Origin of the sequence: Kitasatospora sp. NPDC059795, from assembly GCF_042732175.1 — a bacterium.
In the GTDB taxonomy this organism is placed as follows: Bacteria; Actinomycetota; Actinomycetes; order Streptomycetales; family Streptomycetaceae; genus Kitasatospora.
Window position 1 is genome coordinate 194,188 of the sequence record NZ_JBHWID010000008.1, and the last position, 22,353, is coordinate 216,540.

The window sequence follows — 22,353 nt, forward strand, 5'->3', positions numbered from 1 at the left end:
GAGCGGAGAACCGAGCGAGGCCCCGCCACCCCGGGAAGAGGGGCAGCGGGGCCTTCTGCTTCTACGGTCAACGGGCGACGGGGAGTTCTCCACGTTCGACGGCGTCGCGCAGGACGGCCGCGAAGTCCTTGGGCAGGAGGTTGACCGCGTCGAGGGCGTCGGTGGTCAGGGGGATCTCTTCGAGGAGGTACTCGCCCCGGCCTTCCTGGCAGAACTCAGGTCCGGTGCGGTCCTCGAAGCTCCACTTCTCGACGGTGGCGAGGTAGAAGTCCTCGTGGTCGGTGGCGGTTTCGACGGTGTGGAGGAGGCCGACGATCCGGGCTTCGCCGGCGATCTCCTCGCGGACCTCGCGCAGCAGGGCCTCCTCGGGGCTCGCGTCGGTCGGCTCGATCTTGCCGCCGGCGATCACCCAGTACGGGTCGATTCCGGGGCGGACGCGCTTGATCAGCAGCATGGTGTGCTTCGGGGTGAGGAGGACGGCGCGGACGCGGTGCTGCATGGTGGCTTCTTCCTGCTCGGTGGTCGCGACGGTGCGGGGCGGGTCCTGGATCCGTACCTGCCGATCCGGCAGCCCTGGCCCAGGCCTTCGGAAAGCGGGAGTCCTCGATCCACACCCACCCCGAACGACAACGTCGGCCTTCAAGGCCACAACGGGGTCTTGAAGGCCGACGTCATGCGCAGGCCCGAATGAACAACAGCGTCCCCCGGTAAGAGGGGCGGCGGGGCCTGCATCGATTCGCGGTTCAGACGGCGCCGAACTCCCCGTCGGTGACGGCCGACACGAAGGTGGCCCACGCCGCCGGAGCGAACGTCAGGACGGTGCCGTTCGGGTCCTTGGAGTCGCGGACGTGGCCGAAGTTGGCATCGTCCACCTCGACGCATGTGCCGCCGTTGCCTCCGGAGTAACTGCTCTTCCGCCAGCGTCGCGGCGAGGCGGACTCATTGGGGGTCGCTCGCATGTTTGTGTTCCTCCACAGCCGACTTGATCCGGGCCAGGGACGCCTCTGGTGACAGTGCGGCGGCCCGCACCAAATCGTAGGACTGGCGGCATTTCGCCACCAAAGCGGTTTCGTCGATCAGGTGGCCGATGTGTGGCCCTTCCACGTACACCAAAGGCGGCGCATCTTCGAAGGTCATCAGGGTGATCAGTCCTTCGAGTAGGGCATGGGCACCGGCCCCGAACTCCACCACCTGGACGATGACATGACGCTCGATGATCAGCCGAATGATGTGGCGGAGTTGATCCGCAATGACTTGTCTGCTACCGACTACCCTGCGCAGGACCGCCTCGTCGAGGATCATCCACAACACGGGGCCTGTTGGGTCCTCGACGATCTTCTGTCGTTCCAGGCGCGCGGCCACTCGATCGGCCAGCTCGTTCTCCTTCAGGAGTGGTTGAGCGCCGAGGAAGATCGCTTCTGCATATTCTCGCGTCTGGATCAGCCCAGGTATCACCAGGGCCGCATACTCCGAGATGGTTCGCGCGCGGGCCTCGTGCTCAGCCGCCTCCACGAAGTACTCGGCGACTCGTGAGTGCCGCAGCAGTGGATGAAGGCGCTCAAGGTGACCGCCGGTGCCGAGCTCCTTGTCGATCAGGCGCGACAGGTCCAGCTGTGGCCGTCGCGTCGCGTTCTCCAACTGGCCGATGTAGGCCCCGGAGACGAACACACGCTCGCCGAGGGCTTGTTGGGAGATGCCGACGCTCTCTCGCAGCCGGCGCAGCTCGCTCCCGTAGAACGCCGCGGGCGAGCTGGAGGGGTCAAGTTTCTTGGGGCTGACCATCGGTCACCTCTGAGCAGTTCGGTTGTTGTGCCGCCGTTGCTTCCCCGGGCGGTGCCGAGCAGCCACGATTGAAGCACGGAAAGTAATCATCGCGAAGCGACGAGACAGGCGGTGCCGCCGTGACCGATTCTCTGCTGACCCGCCTTCACCGGGCCCGACGCGACGAAGCGCGCGATGCGTGCGAGGAGCTGCGGGCCGTGCTCGCGACCGAAGGCATCGCACTGCCGTCACTCGGAGTTGACGGCCAGTCGGCCTTCACCGGGGAGGTCCTGGTGCAGCTCGGCGGGGTGCCTCCGGCGGTCGTCGCCGGGATTGCGTTCGCACTCGACGTGGGGTTCTCGGTCATCCGGGCCGGCCACGGGGCCGGCAGCGTGGTGCAGGTGCTGCGCACACCCGAGGTCGGCGCCCTGGTGGTGGACGTGCGGGCCGACCGGGTCGGCGAGTACCGCGCGACCGACGAGCAGGGCCGCTTCGTGCTCGCCCCGCCGGCCGGTGGCGACCAGTGGGCCGCGGACCCCGGCGACGTCCACGCGGCGAACCGCAATGACAGGGCCCGCGCGGAAGCGGCCCGCCGGACTGCGCGCAGCAACCGCAGGTGGACGGGATGAGTGGGACAGCCGCTTCGGCACTTCGGAAAGGCGGATGAATGAGCGACTGGGAGTTCGTGAAGGACAGAACCGCCACCCAAGGCGCGGTGTGGAGGTCGGCCGACGGCCTGCTCTACAAGCGGACCGGTGGCGAGGACCTGCGCGCGGAGGCGGAGTTCCAGCAGCTGGCCGCCGGCCTCGGCTACCCGGTGCCGGAGATCGTCGACAGCGGTTCGGAGGACGGTCGCTACTTCGTCGTCGAGCGCGCCATCGGCGACAGCTCGCTGCACGAGGAGGCGCTGGCCGACGCCGGGCGGGACGGTCATGTCAGCTGCCAGGTGATCAGCACGGCGGCTGCCGTCGCGTCGAAGCTCCTCCAGGCCCAGGCGAGGCACCCCCTCCCAGCCACGTCGTGGTTCGAGAAGGCGGCCTTCGCGGCCGAGGTCTTCGAGGAGAACCCGGACTTCGACACCCCGCGCGTCCACGAGGCGGTCAAGCATGCCCTCGACCGGCTGGCCCAACTCCCGATGGTGCACGGGCACCTGGACTACGGCCTGCCCAACGTCCTCCGGGCCGGGGTTATCGACTGGCAGCACCACGGACCGGTCCCGCTCGGCTACGACGTCTACCCTGCGCTCGACATCGTGGCGTTCAAGGGCGGCGGCAAGGGCTACAGCATCGCCCCGGAACAGCGCGCCGCCTACGTTGCCGCCCTCGACGAGACCACCGCGTCCCTGATCGGGCAGCGGGTGAGCGAGCACCTGGGCGACTTCCTGCTCGTCAAGTGCTTCTTCTTCCTCGCCCTCATGCGGCCCACCGACCCCGCGCGGCACGACAAGCACATCAAGTGGCAGTACCGCCGCGCCCTTTTCACGAGGGGACTCGATCAGTATGAGTCGTCCGGCACGATCGACACCGGCGCCTTCCCCACTCTGGAACGGTTCGCCGCTGAGCACCGGTAGCCCGATCCCCACCGTCCGCGACCGTGACTACCTGATGGACCACCACGGAGTCGTGTTCAAGGTCATCGGCGACAGCCACCCGGGCAGCCACTACCTGGGTTACGTCAAGTACCACCCGGACGAGAAGGGCGACCGGCGGCTGTTCGATCGGACGTACCGGCAGAACAGCGTGGTGTCGAAGTCGTTCGGCATCCTGGCCGACCGGCCGGAGTGCTACGTCTACTCCGACACTCTCGGCTGTGTCATCACCGGCATCCCGCGCGAGGACGTGGCCGTCCACTACTCCTGCCGCCAGGCCCTCGCCGCCATCCACGAGGACCCCGGCGCGGTCGCCGACAACCCTGTCGGCAAGGACCTCCTGGCGATCGCCGAGCGGATCACCGCGAACGGTGCCCAGGGCCTGATCGGCGTCACCGGCTCCTTCCTCGTCGGCTGCTTCAACGAGCGCTCGGACATCGACCTCGTCTGCTACGGACCCGACGGCTACCAGGCCGCACAGGAGTTGTTCCAACAGGCCGACCTGATCCGGCCGTACGACGGAGACGACCTCACCCGGCTGTACATCCGTCGGGCCAAGTACATGGAGGGCAGTTCCTTCGACGCCCTCATCAAACAGGAACGCCGCAAGCTACAAGGGCTCACCGCTGGTGCCGGCTCGCACATCAACTGTGAGCCCATCCGCTCCGACCGCGACAAGACCTTCGCCCGGATCTCCTCCAAGGAGATCGGCGAGATCTCGCTTCTCGCCAAGATCACCGACCACGCCGAGGGCCTCACTACCCCGGCCATTTACGGGATCAAGGTCGAGACCATCCTCAACTCGACCATCGACGAAGCCGACTCCTTCGCCCGCAGGATCACCCACATGCGCTCGTACCTCGGCGCCTACACCGGAGCGTTCCGATCCGGCGACACCGTGCACCTGGCCGGCAAGCTGGTCCACACCCAGGACGGCGAACACAGCGGCTTCGGCATCGAACTCACCCCCTGGACCGTCAGCGGCTCCTACGTCGCCAACCTCGCCGGATAGGAACTGCACCGTGGCTCTGCTCGTCGTCCGGCACGCCGAGTCCGTCGAGAACGCCGACAAGTACCGCGGCTTCTACCAGGACCCCCGCCCCTACAGCGGAGCCGCCGCGCACGCCAGCTCCCGCACCATCGTAGGCCTGACCCCGCGGGGCTTCCGGCAGGCCCAGTGGCTGGCTGGGGTCATGCCGGAACTCGTCGGCCCCGCGCCGCACGTCTACACCTCGACCTACCGCAGGGCGATCGACACCGCCGCGATTGCTCTGCCCGCCCTCCCCGATGGCTGGCCCCGGCAGACCGCGCTCCTGGACGAGCAGCACTACGGCGACGCCACCTACATGACCAAGCGCGAGCTCTACGAGAGCTACCCCGCACTCGCCGAGGACCGCCGCCTGCGCAAGCACGTCTGGACCGCGCCGGGCGGCGGCGAGTCGCTCGCCGAGGGCGTGCTCAACCGGGCCGCCGAGTTCGCCGCCCTCGCCCAGGCCGAACTACAAGAATCGCGCACGGTTGTTGCCTTCACCCACCAGACCGCCGCAGTGGCGATCAGATCCCTGCTCGAACTCCGCAGCCTGCCGGAGATCCTCGCCGAGGAGCGGAAGGGCAAGATGCCCAATGCCGCGATCCTCCACTACGAGCTGCACGACGGCCGGTTCACCCGGACGGGAACCACCACCCCGCCGATCTAGGAGGAGCCCGTGCGACACCTGTTCCTCAACGGGCCTGTCCAGAACGGGCTCTTCACCTTCGCGACCCGCCCCGGCAAGGCCGTCGGAATCCGCCTCGCCGCCGCACTCAACGCCATCCTCGGTTCACCGCCCGCACCCCACCTGTGGAACACCGTCACCCTCGCCGGAGACCTCCGCCACCGCCAGGCCGACGGGCCGGCGATCCCCCGTCAGCAGTTCGAGGCCGACCTGATTGCCGCCAAGTACATGTCCGGACGGTCCCCGGTGGGCGGCATCCTGACCGACACCGACGCCGAGGTCGCCAACCTCACACTGGAGATGATCGAGAACAACCTCCGCGCCGGCACCCTCACCATCAGCCGCGAGACCGTCCCCACCTGCCGGGCCTGCGGCCACATGACCGGCACCGGCGGCCACCCCTGCAACGCCTGCGCCAGCACCGACACCCGGGACCGCACCGGCCTCCACCTCGTCGCCGAACTCGCGAAGGACCGCCCCGTCCTCGACCGCTCGGACATCCACGCCAGCCACCGCCAGCAGCCCAAGCACCTCCAGCACACCGTCGCCAACGTCGCCCCGCGCCTGATCCTCTCCCGAACCCGCGACCACGGCATCGACCTCTCGCCTTTCGGGCTCAACGGCCTCGTCCTCGACCCGCGCGTCGGCATCCACGCCACCGTCCTCGCCGCAGCCCGGCAGCACCGGGCGGAGGTGGCCGTCATGACCATCACCCAGAATGCGGCCAACCACATCGCCGCCCACGGCCAGCACTTCCGCGAACACAACGGCATACGGCTTCAGTACGCCCTGCACGGCCACCTCCCGTACGACAACACGGCAAGCCTGCAACCACTGCACGAGGCATACCGCGCCACCTGGGAGATCAAGGACGGCTTCGCAGAGTGGTTCCTCCCGATCTTCTCCTTGAGAGCCAAGACTGGAACTCGGCCGGACCAACTGCCCGCGCTCTTCAAGCACTACATGCGAGCACACCTCGCCAAGCCCGCCGTAGCCGACGATGCCGTCCTCGAAGCCGTTCACTACATGGTCTCCGCCGGTGACACGAAATGGATCACGAACAAGCGGGCGCTGGCCAATGTGCTGGCGAGCTCGGGCAGCTGAGGCGAATCTCCAGGGAGGGTGTCCGAGGTGTAAGACGGGCTGTCTCGGGTGGGTGGGGCAGGGCAGGATCGGGGGTGGTTCTGTTGTCGTTGGTGTGGGAGTGCCTCCATGACGTTCGTCGAGATACCCGGTTCGAAGTCGGTCACTGCGCGGGCGTTGTTCCTGGCGGCGGCCGCGGACGGGACGACCGCGTTGGTGCGGCCGTTGGTGTCGGACGACACGGAGGGGTTTGCGGAGGGGCTGCTCGCGCTGGGGTACGAGGTGGCGCGCGGGGCGGGGGAGTGGCGGGTCGGGGGGCGGCCGGCGGGGCCGGGGGTGGACGGGGCGCGGGTGTTCTGCCGGGACGGGGCGACGACGGCGCGGTTCCTGCCGGCGCTGGTCGCGGCGGGGCGGGGGACGTTCCACTTCGACGCGTCGGCGCAGATGCGGCGGCGGCCGCTGGGGCCGTTGACAACGGCGTTGCGGGAGTTGGGCGTTGAGGTGGAGTGCCACGGGGAGGACGGCCATCACCCGTTGAGTGTGCGGACGGACGGGGTGAAGGGCGGGGAGGTGACGCTGGACGCCGGGCTGTCCTCGCAGTACCTGACGGCGTTGCTGCTGCTCGGGCCGCTGACGGAGAACGGGCTGCGGATCCGGGTGACGGATCTGGTCTCCGCGCCGTACGTCGAGATCACGCTCGCGATGATGCGCAGCTTCGGCGTCGAGGTGGAGCGGGAGGGGAACACCTTCCACGTGCCGCCGGGCGGCTACACGGCGACGCGGTACGCGATCGAGCCGGACGCGTCGACGGCGTCGTACTTCTTCGCGGCGGCCGCGGTGACGGGCCGTGAGGTGACGGTGCGCGGGCTGGGGCGGAACGCGTTGCAGGGCGACCTGCGGTTCGTCGAGGTGCTGGAGAAGCTCGGCGCCGAGGTGGAGGTCGGAGCGGACGCCACCACCGTCAAAGGCGGGGCGCTGACCGGCGGCACCGTCAACATGCGGGACATCTCCGACACCATGCCGACCCTCGCCGCGATCGCGCCGTTCGCCTCGGGCCCGGTGCGGATCGAGGACGTGTACAACACCCGCGTCAAGGAGTGCGACCGCCTGGACGCCTGCGCGGAGAACCTGCGGCGGCTCGGCATCGACGTGCGGACCGGGCGGGACTGGATCGAGATCCGGCCCGGGACGCCGAAGGCGGCGGAGATCGCCACCCACGGCGACCACCGGATCGTCATGTCGTTCGCGGTCACGGGGCTGCGCACGCCCGGGATCACCTTCGACGACCCCGGGTGCGTGCGCAAGACCTTCCCCGGCTTCCACCAGGCGTTCGCCGCCTGGGCCGGGTAGCCGGCGGCGGCCGACGGCGGCCGGAAGGTCAGTCCTTCACCGCGCCGCCGAGGCCGGACACCATGTGCCGCTGGACGAGGACGAAGAAGATCAGCACCGGGACGGTCATCAGGGTGGAGGCCGCCATGATGCCGCCCCAGTCGTTCTCGTCCGGCTTGAAGAACACCATCAGGGCCGCCGGCAGGGTCTGGTGGTCGGTGTCCAGGATCAGCGTCTTGGCGAACACGAAGTCGTTCCAGGCGGTGATGAAGGAGAACACGCTGGTCGCCGCGAGGCCGGGCGCGACCAGCGGGAAGAGGATGCGCCACAGGATGGTGAAGCGGCTCGCGCCGTCGATCCGGGCGGCCTCCTCCAGCGACTCGGGGACGGCGGCGACGAAGCCGCGCAGCATCCAGACCGCGAACGGCAGCGAGAACGCCAGGTTGACCAGCATCAGCGCGCCCAGCGAGGAGAGGCCGAAACCGGGCGCGACCGTGCCGATGTCGCGCACCAGGAAGAACAGCGGGATGGTGAGCGCCTCGACCGGGACCATCTGCGCGACCAGGAACATGATCAGAATGGTGGTCCTGAACCGGAACTTGAACCGGGACAGCGCGACGGCCGCGAGGAACGCGATCGCGGCCGAGACCACCACCACGACCACGGCGACCGCCATGCTGTTCAGGAAGTACCGTCCGAAGCCCGAAACCCCCAGTGCGTTGCGGAAGTTGTCGAGCGTCGGAGCGAACGTCCAGGGCCGCGGATGCGCGGAGGTGATCTCGCCCTTCGGCTTGAGCGCGGAGAGCACCATCCAGTACAGCGGGAAGACCGTCAGCAGGGCGAGCACGATCGCCAGCACGTTCGCGCCCTGCCTCAGGACGCGGTTGTCACGCTTCACAGTTCCTCCCCGGAGCGGCGCAGGCTGCGGATGTACACGGCGGTGACGGCCAGCAGGATCAGCGTCATCAGGACGCCGATCGCCGCGCCGAGGCTGTAGTTCTCCGCGACGAACGCCTTCTGGTAGGCGTACACGTTGAGGACGAGGTTCTGGCCGGCGATGCCGCCGCCCCCGGTCATCACGTAGATCTGGGTGAAGACCTTGAAGTCCCAGATGATCGACTGGATGACCACGATCACCAGCAGCGGCCGCAGCATCGGCAGCATGATCCTGCGGAAGATCGTGGCGGTGCCGGCGCCGTCCAGGCGGGCGGCCTCCAGGACGGAGTCCGGGATGGCCTGGATGCCCGCGTAGAGGGTGATCATCACGAACGGGAAGCTGTGCCAGACCACGACCACGGCGACCATCGCGAACGCCGACCACTTGTCGTACATCCAGTTGTGGCCCTGGGTGCCCAGGATCTCGTTGACCAGGCCGGAGTTGGTGTCCAGCAGGAACATCCACACCGTGGAGCCGGTCATCGCGGGCGCGGCCCACGCGCCGAGCGCGCCGAACATCAGCAGCAGCCGCGGCCACTTGCCGACCCGGGTCAGCAGCACCGCGCACACCGTGCCCACCGCCAGGGTGGCGACGACGCAGAACGCGGCGAACGCCAGGGTCTGGCCGAGCACCGACCAGAACTGCGCATCGCCCAGCACGTCCGTGTAGTTGGACAGTCCGACGAACTCGGTCGGCACCCCGCCGGACGCCTGCGGCTGGCCGAACTTGAGCACCGACAGCAGGCCCAACTGGTACAGCGGATAGCCGAACAGCGGGATCAGCACCAGCGCGGCCGGCAGCAGCAGCCACAGCGGGACGGGGATCCGGGCGAGCGGCCCGGATCGGCGGCGGCCCTTCGCGGGGGCGCCGCCCGTCGGGCGGACCGGGGAGTCCCCGTGGTCCGCCCGGGCGGTGACGGTCGTGGCAGGCATCGACAACTTCCGTTTCGTTCCTACAGATTGACGCCGGGTCGACGGCTACTTGCCGCTGAAGGAGGAGTTCATCGAGGCCGCCGCCTCCTTGGTCGCGGCAGCCACGTCGGCCTTGCCGGTGATGACCTTCTGGAGCATCGTCGGCACCACGTTCTGGGCGTCGATCTTCGCCCAGGCGGCGTCCTTCGGGACGAACTTGGTGCCCGCCTCGATGGTGTCGGTGAACGGCTTCAGCCACGGCTGCTTCTGCACCACCTCGGCGCGCGCCGAGGTGAGCGTCGGCAGGTTGCCCATCGCGTCGAACAGCGCCAACTGGTTCTTCTTCGAGGCGAGTTCCTTGATGAAGTCGACCGCCAGGCTGCGGTGCTGGGTGGACTTCATGACGCCCAGGTCGTTGCCGCCGGAGAACGCCGGCGCGACCTGGCCGGCCGCCGTGCCCGGCAGCGGAACGATCGCGTACTTGCCCTTCGCGGCGCCCGCCTCCACCGCGCTGCGCGAGGAGTTCGGCAGGATCGCCATGCCGGCCTTGCCCGCCGCGAACGACTCCACCGTCTTGCCGCCGGTCAGGTCGGCGCACTGCTGCGCCGGGCAGATCCCGTCCGTGAACAGGTCGGTGTACGCCTTCACGCCGGCCTGCGACTTCTCCGAGTCGATCGCCGAGGTGTACGCCGAACCGTTCGCCGTCGCCAGGTCACCGCCGTTCGCCCAGACGAACGGCAGCGCACCGAAGGTGTACTTGCCGCCCACCGCGATGCCCAGCATGTCGCCGTGCGCCGAACGGACCTTCTCCGCCGCCGACTTCAGCTCCGCGTAGGTGGTCGGCGCGGACAGGCCCAGCTCGGTGAAGACGTCGGTGCGGTAGTACAGCGCGCGCACGCCCAGCCACCACGGCAGGCCGTACGTCTTGCCGTCCACCACCGCGGTGTCCTTCAGGTCCTGCGGCAGGTCCTTGCCCTCCTCCCAGCTCGCCAGGTCGGAGGTGATGTCGGCGAGGCCGCCCGAGGCGGTGTAGCCGAACAGGTCGGTGTTGCCGAACTCCACCACGTCCGGCGCGGAGGACGGGTCGTTGAACGCGCCCTTCATCTTCTCCGCGCGCGGACCGGCATCCGTCGGAATGTACGACACCTGCACCTCGACGTCCGCGTGCTTCGCCTTGAAGTCGGCGACGGCCTGCGCCACCACCTGCTCCTTCGGCGCCCGGTTCGCCTCGTCGTACAGCCAGACCTTCACGGTGCCGGTCTGCTTGTCCTCCGACGAGGCGGTCTTGGCGGTGCCCGGCGCGCAGGCCGTGGCCACGGTGCCCGCCAGCACGGCAAGGGCGGCACCACGGGCCAGCTTCTTCATGCTCAACGTCATCTCCTCGCCGAAAAGCGGGATGTACCTGCACGATCCGGAGAAAACTCGGACATGCGGTGGGGGATCGGTGTGAGCGGGACATTAGAAAGCCGCCGGGCACGCCGACAAGAGCAGAGCGCGAAAGTTCTGCACTGCAAAACGATGTGCTGCGGATCTGGCACCGGACCCCGGCGCGCCGTAGCGTCACACCCCATGACCAGCAGCACCGCCGCCGACAGCCGGCCCGCCGACCGGCCGGAACGCAACCAGTCCGCGTCGCTGCGCCGCGCCCTGGCGGTGCTCGAACACGTCCGCGACCACGCCGCGGCCGGCCGCGACCTCAGCCTGACCGCGCTCGCCGACGGCCTCGGCATGTCGAAGTCCACCGTGCTGCGGCTCGCCGCGCCGCTGGTCGACGCCCAACTGCTGGCCCGCGACCGCGACACCGGGCACTTCCGGCTCGGCCCCGGCGCCCTCCAGCTCGGCCAGGCCTACCTGGCCACCCTCGACCTGCGCACCGCCGCCTCCGAGGAGGCCCACCAGCTGATGCGCGAGGTCGGCGGCACCGTCCACCTGTGCGTCCCCGACGCGCCGTACGTGGTCTACGTCGACAAGGTCGAGAACGAGACCGCCGTCCGGATGGCCTCACGGATCGGCAGCCGCGCCCCCATGTACTGCACCGCGGTCGGCAAGGCCATGCTCGCCTGGATGCCGGAGGACGCCATCGCCACCGTGATCGCCCACGGCCTCCCCGCGATCACCCCCCGCACCCTGACCTCGGCCGCCGCCCTGCGCACCGAACTCACCCGCATCCGCACCCGCGGCTACGCCGTCGACGACCGCGAGAACGAACCCGAGGTCCGCTGCATCGCCGCCCCGGTCTTCGACCACAACAACACCGTCATCGGCGCCATCTCCACCTCCGCCCTCACCTCCCGCATCACCGCCGCCCGCGCCCGCGAACTCGGCCCGGTCGTCGCCGCCACCGCCGCGAGAGTGTCGAAAACCATGGGCTCCACCCGCTGACGCGTCAGGCCTCTGCGGGGGCCGCGGGGGTGCGGCGGAGTTTGGTGCCGAGGCGGTCGAGGGCGACGACGAGGGCGGCGAGGACGACGAATTCGAGGGTGAGTTGGATCATCTGGAGGCCGACCCAGCCGTAGCCCTTCTCGGTGGGGTCGAGGAAGAAGTAGGGGTAGCGGAGGGGGAAGTCCGGGAAGGCGATGGCGCGGGCCTCGGTGAGGAAGGCGTAGCCGAGGGGGTAGGAGAGCCAGAGCGGGAGGTCGCGCCAGCGGGAGGCGTTGCGGGGGGAGAGCACCAGCCAGTCCGCGAGGACCATCAGCGGGGTGGTGTAGTGCAGGAAGAAGCTCGACCAGTGCTGGAGGCGGTCGGGGCCGGAGACCAGGCCGGGCAGCGGGTTCTCGCCGTGGTTGAGCAGCACGTGCGCGACGATGCCGGTGATGGTGATGTACAGGACGACCGCGCCGCGCAGCCGGGGCGCGGGGGCGTCGACGGTGCCGCGCTTGACCATCCAGTAGGCCGCGCCGAGGAAGTACCCGACCACGAGCACGTTGCTCTGCAGCGTGAAGTACACCAGCGAGCTGTTGCTGAGGTAGATCCCCAGGAACGCGGACAGGGCTATGGCGCAGCGCCACCACAGGGCGGGCCGGGTCCAGACGGTCATGCGGTCACCGGTGTTCGTCTCGCTGGTGCCCCCCGTGGGCACGACTGATCGCCGCACTCTACCTGCCGGTTCGGCGGTCCGAAAAGATCACCGACCGTGGACTGGCCCGGCCCGCGCGGGAGTTCAGAGCGCCAGGTGCGCGGGGACGTGCGTGTGGCCCTCGATGCCGGCGGCGGCGCGGCCGACCAGTTGGTGCGCGAGGTCGTGGCAGGCGCGTGCCGCCGCCAGTTCCTCGCCGATGACGCTGTCGCCGTCGTCGGTCGGGTTGCGGCGGGCCTCGCCGGTGCCTTGGGCCCCGGGGGCGCTGAAGCCGCTGAGCGAGGCGGTGCAGCTGGTGCGGGACTCGTCCTCGTCGAAGCTCAGGTCGACGACCCAGTGGTTCTGCATGACGTGTCACCTTCCCGTGCGCACCGGCGTCGGGCGGCCGGTGCGCCTTCCTCCCAGCCTCCGCCCGCTCCCGCCGCGGGGCAAGGGGCGGCGGCGCGGGCGGGACGGGATGCGCGGGACGGGACGGGCGGGGTCAGGAGAAGTGCAGCTCGGGGTCGGCGACGCGGCCCGCGCCGAGCGTCCGCTCGTCGTCGCGGTAGCTGCTGGACGTCCGCCACGGCCCCCGGTCGCCCTGCCGGGGCAGCCCGTCCACGGCGCGCCGGATGTAGCCGGCCGCGAAGTCCAGGAACGGCCGGGTGGCCATCGCCGGGTCGGCGATCTCGGGCCGGCAGACCTGGTGCCCCTGCCGCTCCATGTGGGCCAGCAGGCGGCAGAAGTGCTCGCACAGCAGGCCGATCTTCAGCGTCCAGGACGAGTTGGTGTAGCCGATCGCGTACGCGAAGTTGGGCACGCCGGAGAGCATCATGCCCTTGAACGCGACGGTCTCGGCGAGCCGCACGGGCTCGCCGTCCACGCTCATCGGGATGCCGCCGAACGCCTGCACGTTCAGCCCGGTCGCGGTGACCACGAGGTCGGCCTCCAGCTCCCGCCCGGACTCCAGCAGCACGCCGTTCTCGGTGAAGGTGCGGATCCGGTCGGTCACCACGTCGGCCCGGCCGGCCTTGATCGCCTTGAACAGGTCGCCGTCGGGGACGGCGCACAGCCGCTGGTCCCACGGGTCGTACGGCGGGGAGAAGTGCTCGTCCACCGGGTAGCCCTTGGGCAGTCGGCGGGCGTTGACCCAGCGGATGATCCGCCGCGCGGCCTTCGGGCGGCGCTGGCAGAACGACCAGATCGCGTACTGCTGGGCGATGTTCTTGCGCCGGGCCAGCGCGTAGCCGCGCTCCTCGCCGAGCACCCGCCGCAGCAGGTTGGCGACGTGGTCGCGGCGCGGCACCGGCATGATGTACGTCGGCGTCCGCTGGAGCATCGTCACCCGCCGGGCCCGCTTCGCCAGCGCGGGCACCAGCGTGACGGCGGTCGCGCCGCTGCCGATCACCAGCACGCGCCTGCCCGCCCAGTCGAGGTCCTCCGGCCAGTGCTGCGGATGGACGACCGTGCCGGTGTAGCGCTCCAGGCCCGGGAACTCCGGGGTGAAGCCCTGGTCGTAGCGGTAGTAGCCCGTCGCGCAGAACAGCCAGCCGCAGGTCAGTGTCAGCTGCTCGCCGGTGTCTGCGCGCTCCACCCGGACCGTCCAGCGGGCATCCGCCGTCGACCAGGACGCCTCCCGGATCCGGTGGTGGTAGCGGATCCGGTCCTGCAAACCGTTCTCCCGGACGGTTTCGCGCAGGTAGGAGAGGATCTGCGGGGCGTCGGCGATCGATTCCTTCTCCCGCCACGGCTTGAACGCGTACCCGAAGGTGTGCAGGTCCGAGTCGGACCGGATGCCCGGGTAGCGGAACAGGTCCCAGGTGCCGCCGAGCTCGCCCCGGGCCTCCAGGATCGCGAACGACCTGCCCGGCGACTCCGTGGTCAGGTACCGGCCCGCGCCGATCCCGGAGATCCCGGCGCCGACGATCAGCACGTCCAGGTGCTCGACGGGCGCGGCGGTCCGCTCGTGCTGCGCGGCGGTGGCGGTGGACACGGGCGGCTCCCGGAAGTGGCAGGACTGGTGGGCGGAACCCAGTCATCGTCCCCACCGGGCACGCCGGTTGCCCAGGTTCAACCTGCACCGTACTGCCCCTTCCCCGGTGCACAGTGCACCACTACCGTGACGGACATGCCGCCGCTGCCCCCGCCCCGGATCCTCCGGCTGATCCGCCAGGGCGCCGAGACCGCACTCAACCCGCCCGCCGAGTGGCTGGCCGAACTCGACGCCGCGACCCTCGCCGGCGAGACCCGGCGGCTGATCGCCGACGACCCCGTCCTCTCGGCCGGACTGCGCCGCGTCAACCGGGCCAACCTGCTGCGCTGGGCCGCCGCCAACGTCACCGCCCCCGGCGCGCCCGTCCCCGCCGCACCCGACGGCGAGGAACAGCGCCTCATCGCCCGCGACATCGTCCGCCGCGGCCTGGACGAACCCGCCCTCGACTCCTACCGGGCCGGCGAGAGCGTCGCCGTCCGCCTCTGGACCCGGATCGCCTGCTCGCTCACCACCGACCCGGACGAGATCCGCGAGCTCCTGGACGTCTCCCTGCGCTCCATCTCCGCCTTCGTCGACGCCTGCGTCGGCGAGATGTCCGCCCTGCTGCGCGCCGAACGCGCCGCACTCACCGGCTCCCACCACGCGGACCGGCTGCACGCCGTCACACTCCTGCTCGACGGCGCCCCGATCACCCGCGCCCGGGCGGAGGCCCGGCTCGGCTACCCGCTCACCGGGACGCACACCGCCGCGGTCCTGTGGGTGGACGACCTCGACCAGGACTTCGCCCAACTCGACCGCGCCGCCGACCTGTTGGCGTCCTCCGCGGGCCGCCCACCGGTCCTCGACGTCACCGCGAGCGCGGCCTCGCGCTGGGTCTGGACCGCCGCCCGCCCCTCGACCTCCGCCCTGCGCGCGGGCCTCGACCGGCTCCCCGCCGTCCGCATCGCCCTCGGCCCCACCGCCACCGGCGTCAACGGCTTCCGCCGCAGCCACCTCGACGCGCTCACCACCCAGCGCATGCTCGCCCGCCTCGCCTCCGTCCAACGCCTCGCCTCGCACGAGGACGTCGAACTCGTCGCCCTCCTCACCCAGGACCTCGACGTCGCCGACCGCTTCGTCCGCCGCGTCCTCGGCCCGCTCGACGGCCCGCCGGCCGAAGCGGTCCGCGCCTACCTCGCCGAACAGTGCAACGCGACGCGAGCGGCGGCGCGCCTCTTCACCCACCGCAACACGCTCCTTCGCCGCCTCGCCCACGCGGAGACGCTGCTCCCGCGCCCCCTCGCCGAGAACCCGCTCGAAGTGGCGGCGGCACTCGAAATCCGCCACTGGCAGCGGTAGGAGCACAACCAGGACGTGACGTGCGCTTGTCGCGCAGTTCACGTCTCACGGCGTCCGGAACCCCCGGAAGGTGACTTCGGTGCGGATCTCGAAGCCGAGGCGCCGGTACAGCCCGAGCGCGGGGTTGTCGGCGGCGACGTGGAGGAAGGGGTGCTCGCCGCGGGCGGTGATGTGGTGGACGAGGGTGGTGATGAGCGTCGCGGCGTGGCCGCGGCCGCGGGCTTCGGGGGCGGTGCAGACGGCGCTGATCTCGGTCCAGCCCGGCGGCTTGAGCCTCTCGCCGGCCATGGCCACGAGGGCGCCGTTCTCGCGGACGCCGAGGTAGGTGCCGAGTTCGATGGTGCGGGCGTGGAAGGGGCCGGGGCGGGTGCGTTCGACGAGGGCGAGCATCTCGGGGACGTCCGCGGGGCCGAGTTCGACGAGGTCCGCCGCGCGACGGGGACGCGGGGGGCGCGGGCCGGTGTGGATCAACTGGTAGCCGCCCATGGTGAATTCGGACACCCAGTGGGAGGGCGGCAGGGCGGGGCAGTGGAAGAGGAGGGCGAAGGCGTCGGCGCCGAGGAGTTCCGCCAGGTCGTCCCAGACGCCGGCGTCGCGGTTGGCCGTGAGGGTGGAGATGCTCGCGATGTCGGGGTGGTAGCTGGCGGCCCGGCCGTGGCGGCGGGCGAGGTGGGCGTGCGGGCCGCACAGGGCGGCGGCGACGGGGTCGTCGAGGACGGCGGTGTCGCGGTCGGGCATGGCGGGTTTCCCTCCGGTCGGTCGGACGCCCTTCCATGGTCGTACAGACTGCGCGGCGGACTCTTGTTACCGGCGAGTCGCATCCCTATCATCGCCACTGTGACAGCTTTACTGTCAAACCTGGGAGGCAGCCGCCGATGACCCCCGCAACACCCCCCGTCAAGGCCGCCGGGCCGCTCGCGGGCGTCCGGGTCCTGGAGCTGGCGGGCATCGGACCCGGCCCGTTCGCCGCGATGCTGCTCGCCGACCTGGGGGCGGACGTGGTGCGGGTGGACCGCCCGGGCGGGCAGGCGCTCGGGCCGGCCCCGGAGCAGGACCTCACCAACCGCAACAAGCGCTCGGTGGTCGTGGACCTGAAGTCCCCGGATGGCGCCGGCCTGGTGCTCGAACTCGCCGCCCGCGCCGACCTGTTGATCGAGGGCTACCGTCCGGGCGTCGCCGAGCGGCTGGGCGTCGGCCCGGACCAGTGCCTGGCCCGCAACCCGGCGCTGGTGTACGGCCGGATGACCGGCTGGGGCCAGTCCGGCCCGCTGGCCGACCGCGCGGGCCACGACATCACCTACCTCGCCACCTCCGGCGTCCTCGGCCTGGTCGGCGACGCCGGCGGCCCCCCGGCGATCCCCGCCAACCTGCTGGGCGACTACGCGGGCGGCTCGCTGTACCTGGTGGTCGGCCTGCTGGCCGCCCTGCACCACGCCCGGTCCACCGGCGCCGGCCAGGTCGTCGACGCCGCGATCGTGGACGGCGCCGCGCACCTGTCCACCATGCTGTGGGGCCTGCTCGACGCGGGCCTCTGGCAGGACCGGCGCGGCGTCAACCTGCTGGACGGCGGCGCGCCCTGGTACGGAACCTTCGCCACCGCCGACGGGCAGTGGATGGCCGTCGGCCCGCTGGAGCCGCAGTTCTACGCCGAGTTCACCCGCCTGCTGGAACTCGGCGACGACGCCCCCGCCCAGTACGACCTGCCCCGCTGGCCCGAGCTGCGCGAGCGGATCGCACAGCGTTTCGCCACCCGCACCCAGGCCGAGTGGACCGACCGGTTCGAGGCCCACGACGCCTGTGTTGCACCGGTTCTGACGATGCGTCAGGCCGCCGCGCACCCGCACCTGGCGGCCCGCGGCAGCTACACCGAGCAGCACGGCACCGTGCAGCCCGGCGTCGCCCCGCGGTTCTCCGCCACCCCGGCCGCGCTGCGCACCTCGCCCGCCCGTCCGGGCGAGCACACCGCCGAGGTCGCCCGCGACTGGGCCGTCCCCGCACTCGACCCGACATCCTCCTGAAGGCGAGAACCCCGTGCAGCGCGAGCTCTACACCGAGGAACACGAGGACTTCCGGGAGAGCGTCCGGGCCTTCCTCGCCAAGGAGGTCATCCCGCACCACGCCCGCTGGGAGCAGCAGGGCATCGTCGACCGTGACGCCTGGACGGCCGCCGGACGGGCCGGGCTGCTGGGCCTCGCGGTGGACGAGCAGTACGGCGGCGGGGGCAGCCAGGACTTCCGGTTCGCCTCGGTGCTGGCCGAGGAGTTCACCCGGGTCGGCGCGAGCGGCCTGGCGATCGGCCTGCACAACGACATCATCGGCCCGTACCTGACCGGGCTGGGCACCGAGGAGCAGAAGCGGCGCTGGCTGCCGGGCTTCTGCTCGGGCGAGCTGATCAGTGCGATCGCGATGACCGAGCCCGACACCGGCTCCGACCTGCAGGCGATCCGCACCACGGCGGTCGACGCGGGCGACCACTACGTGCTGAACGGCGCGAAGACGTTCATCTCCAACGGCATCCTGGCGGACCTCGTGGTGGTGGTGGCGAAGACCACCCCCGAGGGCGGCGCGCACGGCCTGAGCCTGCTGGTGGTGGAGCGCGGCATGCCGGGCTTCGAGCGCGGCCGCAACCTCGACAAGATCGGCCAGAAGGCGCAGGACACCGCCGAGCTGTTCTTCCAGGACGTGCGGGTGCCGAAGGCCAACCTGCTCGGCGAGGAGAACCAGGGCTTCCTGTACCTGATGCGCAACCTCGCGCAGGAGCGGCTGGCGATCGCGGTCGCGGCGATCGCCGGCGCCGAGTTCCTGGTGGAGGAGACCATCGGGTACGTGAAGCAGCGCACCGCGTTCGGCCGCCCGCTGGCCAAGCTCCAGCACGTCCGGTTCGAGATCGCCGAGCTGGCCACCGAGTGCGCCGTCACCCGGGCCTTCGTGGACCGGTGCGTGCTGGAGCACAACCGGTACAACCTGACGCCGGCGGACGCCTCGATGGCCAAATGGTGGGCCACCGAGCTGCAGAAGCGGACCGCCGACCGCTGCCTGCAACTGCACGGCGGCTCCGGCTACATGAGCGACAGCGCGGTCGCCCGGGCGTTCACCGACGGGCGCGTCCAGACCATCTACGGCGGCACCACCGAGATCATGAAAGAGATCGTCGGCCGCTCCCTGCTCGGCTGACCGACACGTCTGAAAGGCACTGACACCGTGACGACCGAAGCGTACGTCTACGACGCGATCCGCACCCCGCGCGGCCGCGGCAAGCAGACCGGCTCCCTGCACGGCACCAAGCCGATCGACCTGGTGGTCGGCCTGATCCACGAACTGCGGCGGCGGTTCCCGACCCTGGACCCGGCCGCGATCGACGACATCGTGCTCGGCGTGGTCAGCCCGATCGGCGACCAGGGCTCCGACATCGCCCGGGTCGCGGCGATCGCCGCCGGGCTGCCCGACACCGTCGCCGGCGTGCAGGAGAACCGCTTCTGCGCGTCCGGCCTGGAAGCCGTCAACCTGGCTGCGGCGAAGGTCCGTTCGGGCTGGGAGGACCTGATCCTGGCCGGCGGCGTGGAGTCGATGTCCCGGGTCCGGATGGGCTCCGACGGCGGCGCCTGGTTCGCCGACCCGATGACCGCCTACGAGACGAGCTTCATCCCGCAGGGCATCGGCGCCGACCTGATCGCCACCATCGAGGGCCTGTCCCGCACCGACGTGGACGCGTTCGCCGTCGAGTCGCAGGCCCGTGCCGCGAAGGCGCAGGCCGACGGCCTGTTCGACCGCTCGGTCGTGCCGGTGCGCGACCGCAACGGCCTGGTGGTGCTCGGCCGCGACGAGTTCATCCGCCCCGGCACCACCGTGGACACGCTGGCCTCGCTGAAGCCCTCGTTCGCGGACATCGGCGACCTCGGCGGCTTCGACGCCGTCGCGCTGCAGAAGTACCACTGGGTGGAGTCCATCGACCACGTCCACCACGCCGGCAACTCCTCCGGCATCGTGGACGGCGCGGCGCTGGTCGCGATCGGCTCGAAGGAGGTCGGCGAGCGCTACGGCCTCACCCCGCGCGCCCGGATCGTCTCCGCCGCGGTCTCCGGCTCCGAGCCGACCATCATGCTCACCGGCCCCGCCCCCGCCACCCGCAAGGCCCTCGCCAAGGCCGGCCTGACCGCCGCCGACATCGACCTGGTCGAGATCAACGAGGCGTTCGCCGCCGTCGCGCTCCGCTTCATGCGCGAACTCGGCTTCCGGCACGACCAGGTGAACGTCAACGGCGGCGCGATCGCGCTCGGCCACCCGCTCGGCGCGACCGGCGCGATGCTGATCGGCACCCTGATCGACGAGCTGGAGCGCCGCGACCTGCGCTACGGCCTGGCCACCCTGTGCGTGGGCGGCGGCATGGGCATCGCCACCGTCATCGAGCGCATCTGACCACCCGTCCACTCACGTATCCGAACAAGGACTCGACACAATGACCGACGTGAGCCCCATCCGCTGGGAGCAGGACCAGGACGGCGTGGTCACCCTCGTCCTCGACGACCCCGCGCAGTCCGCCAACACCATGAACGCCGCGTTCACCGACGCCCTCGACGCCACCGTCGAACGGCTCGCCGCCACCGCGGAGTTGACCGGCGTCATCGTCACCTCCGCGAAGAAGACCTTCTTCGCCGGCGGCGACCTCAAGCTGCTGTCCTCGGTCGGGCCGGACGACGCCGAGCAGGTGTTCGCCAACTCGATGCGGATCAAGCGCGCGCTGCGCAGGCTGGAGACCCTCGGCAAGCCGGTGGTCGCCGCGATCAACGGCGCCGCGCTCGGCGGCGGCCTGGAGATCGCCCTCGCCTGCCACCACCGGATCGCGCTGGACGCCCCCGGCAGCAAGATCGGCCTGCCCGAGGTCACCCTCGGCCTGCTGCCCGGCGGCGGCGGCGTGGTCCGCACCGTGCGGATGCTCGGCATCGCCGACGCCCTGCTGAAGGTCCTGCTGCAGGGCCGCCAGTACCGTCCCGCGCAGGCCCTGCAGAACGGCCTGGTGCACGAACTCGCCTCCACCGCCGAGGAGATGCTCGCGCAGGCCCGCGCGTTCATCGCCGCCAACCCGGTCAGCGCGCAGCCCTGGGACGCCAAGGGCTACAAGATCCCCGGCGGCACCCCCGCCACCCCCGCGCTCGCCGCCAACCTGCCCGCCTTCCCCGCCAACCTGCGCAAGCAGCTGAACGGCGCGCCCTACCCGGCGCCGCGCAACATCCTGGCGGCGGCCGTGGAGAGCTCGCAGGTCGACGTGGACACCGCGTTCGTCATCGAGGCCCGGTACTTCACCGAGCTGGCCTGCGGCGCGACCTCCAAGAACATGATCCAGGCCTTCTTCTTCGACATGCAGGCCGTCAACTCCGGTGCCTCCCGCCCGGATGCGGTGCCCGCCCGGAAGGCGTCGAAGGTCGCCGTGCTGGGCGCCGGCATGATGGGCGCGGGCATCGCGTACTCGTGCGCGCAGGCCGGCCTGGAGGTGCTGCTGAAGGACGTCACGCTGGAGGCCGCCGAACGCGGAAAGGCCTACTCGGCGGGCCTGTTGGACAAGCAGGTGAGCCGCGGGCGGCTGTCCGCCGAGGAGCGCGACGAGTTCCTCGCCCGGATCACCCCCACCGCGGACCCGGCCGCGCTGGCCGGCTGCGACACCGTCATCGAGGCGGTCTTCGAGAACCCCGAGCTCAAGCACAAGGTGTTCCAGGAGATCCAGCACGTGGTCGCCCCCGACGCGCTGCTCTGCTCCAACACCTCCACCCTGCCCATCGGCCTGCTCGCCGAGGGCGTCGAGCGGCCCGCCGACTTCGTCGGCCTGCACTTCTTCTCGCCGGTCGACAAGATGCCGCTGGTCGAGATCATCCGCGGCCCGGAGACCGGCGACCAGGCGCTCGCGCACGCCTTCGACCTGGTCCGGCAGATCCGCAAGACCCCCATCGTGGTCAACGACTCCCGCGGCTTCTTCACCTCCCGCGTCATCGGCCAGTTCCTCAACGAGGGCGTCGCGATGATCGGCGAGGGCCTCGACCCGTCCTCCGTCGAACAGGCCGCCGCGCAGGCCGGCTACCCCGCGAAGGTGCTGTCGCTGCTGGACGAACTCACCCTCACCCTGCCGCGCAAGATCCGCAACGAGTCGCGCCGCGCCGTCGAGGAGGCCGGCGGCACCTGGACCGAGCACCCCGGCGAGATCGTCATGGACCGGATGCTCGACGAGTTCCAGCGCCCCGGCCGCAGCGGCGGTGCCGGCTTCTACGAGTACGCCGACGGGAAGCGCACCCGGCTCTGGCCCGGCCTGCGCGAACACTTCGTCCGGCCCGGCGCGGAGATCCCGTTCGAGGACATGAAGGAGCGGATGCTCTTCTCCGAGACCCTCGACTCGATCCGCTGCCTGGACGAGAACGTGCTGACCTCGGTCGCCGACGCCAACATCGGCTCCATCCTCGGCATCGGCTTCCCCGCCTGGACCGGCGGCGTCCTGCAGTACGTCAACGGCTACCCGGGCGGGCCGGCCGGCTTCGTCGCCCGCGCCCGGGAACTCGCCGCCGCGTACGGCGAGCGCTTCACCCCGCCGGCGTCGCTGGTCGCCCTCGCCGAGAACGGCGGCCGCTACCGCGACTGACCCTGCTCCTACTGACCCTGC

22 protein-coding genes are annotated in these 22,353 nt (G+C 70.8%); 12 read left to right on the top strand and 10 right to left on the bottom strand.

The annotated features are described in order from the left end of the window. Nucleotides 1-67: 67 nt before the first annotated feature. From ACFV4P_RS18515 to ACFV4P_RS18525, 3 genes are all read right to left on the bottom strand, one after another. Nucleotides 68-499, bottom strand: coding sequence for an NUDIX domain-containing protein (locus tag ACFV4P_RS18515; protein ID WP_380472331.1), 432 nt, complete (start codon nt 497-499; stop codon nt 68-70). Nucleotides 500-743: 244 nt separating this feature from the next. Further along, nucleotides 744-959, bottom strand: a complete 216-nt coding sequence (locus ACFV4P_RS18520) for a DUF397 domain-containing protein (RefSeq protein ID WP_380472333.1) — start codon at nt 957-959, stop codon at nt 744-746. Beyond that, on the bottom strand, nt 940-1,782 hold the full coding sequence (locus ACFV4P_RS18525) for a Scr1 family TA system antitoxin-like transcriptional regulator (RefSeq protein ID WP_380472335.1): 843 nt from the start codon (nt 1,780-1,782) through the stop codon (nt 940-942). Before ACFV4P_RS18525 ends, ACFV4P_RS18520 begins: the two co-directional genes overlap by 20 nt. 197 nt (nt 1,783-1,979) lie before the next feature. Here ACFV4P_RS18525 and ACFV4P_RS18530 point away from each other — a divergent pair, with 197 nt between their 5' ends. The 6 genes from ACFV4P_RS18530 (at nt 1,980) to aroA (ending at nt 7,497) form a co-directional block, all read left to right on the top strand. Beyond that, complete coding sequence (locus ACFV4P_RS18530; protein ID WP_380472337.1) at nt 1,980-2,390, top strand: hypothetical protein; 411 nt, start codon at nt 1,980-1,982, stop codon at nt 2,388-2,390. Nucleotides 2,391-2,428: 38 nt separating this feature from the next. Continuing rightward, nucleotides 2,429-3,331: a phosphotransferase gene (locus ACFV4P_RS18535; protein ID WP_380472339.1), complete on the top strand. Its 903-nt coding sequence runs from the start codon at nt 2,429-2,431 to the stop codon at nt 3,329-3,331. Between the two features lie 34 nt (nt 3,332-3,365). Next, entirely contained in the window at nt 3,366-4,361 is a 996-nt protein-coding gene (locus tag ACFV4P_RS18540) for a nucleotidyltransferase domain-containing protein (RefSeq protein ID WP_380472341.1), read from the top strand. Nucleotides 4,362-4,371: 10 nt separating this feature from the next. Further along, the gene (locus ACFV4P_RS18545; protein WP_380472343.1) at nt 4,372-5,046 is read left to right on the top strand and encodes a histidine phosphatase family protein; all 675 of its coding nucleotides are present in this window, start codon (nt 4,372-4,374) and stop codon (nt 5,044-5,046) included. Nucleotides 5,047-5,055: 9 nt separating this feature from the next. Then, a complete protein-coding gene (locus ACFV4P_RS18550) occupies nt 5,056-6,168 on the top strand; it encodes a hypothetical protein (RefSeq protein WP_380472345.1) in 1,113 nt (370 codons plus the stop codon). A 108-nt stretch (nt 6,169-6,276) separates the two neighbouring features. Beyond that, nucleotides 6,277-7,497 carry a 3-phosphoshikimate 1-carboxyvinyltransferase gene (gene aroA / locus ACFV4P_RS18555; protein ID WP_380472347.1) on the top strand — a complete coding sequence of 407 codons (1,221 nt, stop codon included), beginning with the start codon at nt 6,277-6,279 and terminating at the stop codon, nt 7,495-7,497. A gap of 28 nt (nt 7,498-7,525) precedes the next feature. On the opposite strand, the gene ACFV4P_RS18560 is transcribed toward aroA, so the two are convergent. Genes ACFV4P_RS18560 through ACFV4P_RS18570 form a run of 3 tightly spaced genes read right to left on the bottom strand, consistent with a single transcriptional unit; the run spans nt 7,526 to nt 10,689 of the window. Further along, on the bottom strand, nt 7,526-8,374 hold the full coding sequence (locus ACFV4P_RS18560) for a carbohydrate ABC transporter permease (protein ID WP_073813339.1): 849 nt from the start codon (nt 8,372-8,374) through the stop codon (nt 7,526-7,528). Further along, a complete protein-coding gene (locus tag ACFV4P_RS18565) occupies nt 8,371-9,345 on the bottom strand; it encodes a carbohydrate ABC transporter permease (RefSeq protein ID WP_380472349.1) in 975 nt (324 codons plus the stop codon). The genes ACFV4P_RS18560 and ACFV4P_RS18565 overlap by 4 nt, the downstream gene beginning before the upstream one ends. A gap of 45 nt (nt 9,346-9,390) precedes the next feature. After that, nucleotides 9,391-10,689, bottom strand: a complete 1,299-nt coding sequence (locus ACFV4P_RS18570) for an extracellular solute-binding protein (RefSeq protein ID WP_380472600.1) — start codon at nt 10,687-10,689, stop codon at nt 9,391-9,393. Nucleotides 10,690-10,893: 204 nt separating this feature from the next. Between ACFV4P_RS18570 and ACFV4P_RS18575 the strand changes: the two genes are divergently transcribed. After that, nucleotides 10,894-11,706 (top strand): IclR family transcriptional regulator, encoded by an 813-nt coding sequence (locus tag ACFV4P_RS18575; protein WP_380472351.1) that lies wholly within the window; start codon nt 10,894-10,896, stop codon nt 11,704-11,706. A 4-nt stretch (nt 11,707-11,710) separates the two neighbouring features. On the opposite strand, the gene ACFV4P_RS18580 is transcribed toward ACFV4P_RS18575, so the two are convergent. The 3 genes from ACFV4P_RS18580 to ACFV4P_RS18590 all read right to left on the bottom strand — a co-directional run bounded on the left by ACFV4P_RS18580 (nt 11,711) and on the right by ACFV4P_RS18590 (nt 14,372). Continuing rightward, complete coding sequence (locus tag ACFV4P_RS18580) at nt 11,711-12,361, bottom strand: Pr6Pr family membrane protein (RefSeq protein WP_380472353.1); 651 nt, start codon at nt 12,359-12,361, stop codon at nt 11,711-11,713. A 123-nt stretch (nt 12,362-12,484) separates the two neighbouring features. Continuing rightward, the gene (locus ACFV4P_RS18585) at nt 12,485-12,748 is read right to left on the bottom strand and encodes a DUF1876 domain-containing protein (protein WP_380472354.1); all 264 of its coding nucleotides are present in this window, start codon (nt 12,746-12,748) and stop codon (nt 12,485-12,487) included. Between the two features lie 133 nt (nt 12,749-12,881). Beyond that, nucleotides 12,882-14,372 carry a flavin-containing monooxygenase gene (locus ACFV4P_RS18590; protein WP_380472356.1) on the bottom strand — a complete coding sequence of 497 codons (1,491 nt, stop codon included), beginning with the start codon at nt 14,370-14,372 and terminating at the stop codon, nt 12,882-12,884. A gap of 135 nt (nt 14,373-14,507) precedes the next feature. On the opposite strand from ACFV4P_RS18590, the gene ACFV4P_RS18595 reads away from it, so the two are divergent. Next, nucleotides 14,508-15,710, top strand: coding sequence for a PucR family transcriptional regulator (locus tag ACFV4P_RS18595; RefSeq protein ID WP_380472358.1), 1,203 nt, complete (start codon nt 14,508-14,510; stop codon nt 15,708-15,710). A 45-nt stretch (nt 15,711-15,755) separates the two neighbouring features. On the opposite strand, the gene ACFV4P_RS18600 is transcribed toward ACFV4P_RS18595, so the two are convergent. After that, nucleotides 15,756-16,448, bottom strand: a complete 693-nt coding sequence (locus tag ACFV4P_RS18600) for a GNAT family N-acetyltransferase (RefSeq protein ID WP_380472360.1) — start codon at nt 16,446-16,448, stop codon at nt 15,756-15,758. A gap of 137 nt (nt 16,449-16,585) precedes the next feature. On the opposite strand from ACFV4P_RS18600, the gene ACFV4P_RS18605 reads away from it, so the two are divergent. The 4 genes from ACFV4P_RS18605 to ACFV4P_RS18620 are packed head-to-tail and all read left to right on the top strand — an operon-like array spanning nt 16,586 to nt 22,332. Then, nucleotides 16,586-17,728 (top strand): CaiB/BaiF CoA transferase family protein, encoded by a 1,143-nt coding sequence (locus ACFV4P_RS18605; protein ID WP_380472362.1) that lies wholly within the window; start codon nt 16,586-16,588, stop codon nt 17,726-17,728. A gap of 13 nt (nt 17,729-17,741) precedes the next feature. Continuing rightward, nucleotides 17,742-18,884, top strand: coding sequence for an acyl-CoA dehydrogenase family protein (locus ACFV4P_RS18610; protein ID WP_380472364.1), 1,143 nt, complete (start codon nt 17,742-17,744; stop codon nt 18,882-18,884). Between the two features lie 27 nt (nt 18,885-18,911). After that, nucleotides 18,912-20,126, top strand: coding sequence for an acetyl-CoA C-acetyltransferase (locus ACFV4P_RS18615; RefSeq protein ID WP_073813317.1), 1,215 nt, complete (start codon nt 18,912-18,914; stop codon nt 20,124-20,126). 40 nt (nt 20,127-20,166) lie between these two features. Next, complete coding sequence (locus ACFV4P_RS18620) at nt 20,167-22,332, top strand: 3-hydroxyacyl-CoA dehydrogenase NAD-binding domain-containing protein (protein WP_380472366.1); 2,166 nt, start codon at nt 20,167-20,169, stop codon at nt 22,330-22,332. The last annotated feature ends 21 nt before the right edge of the window (nt 22,333-22,353 follow it).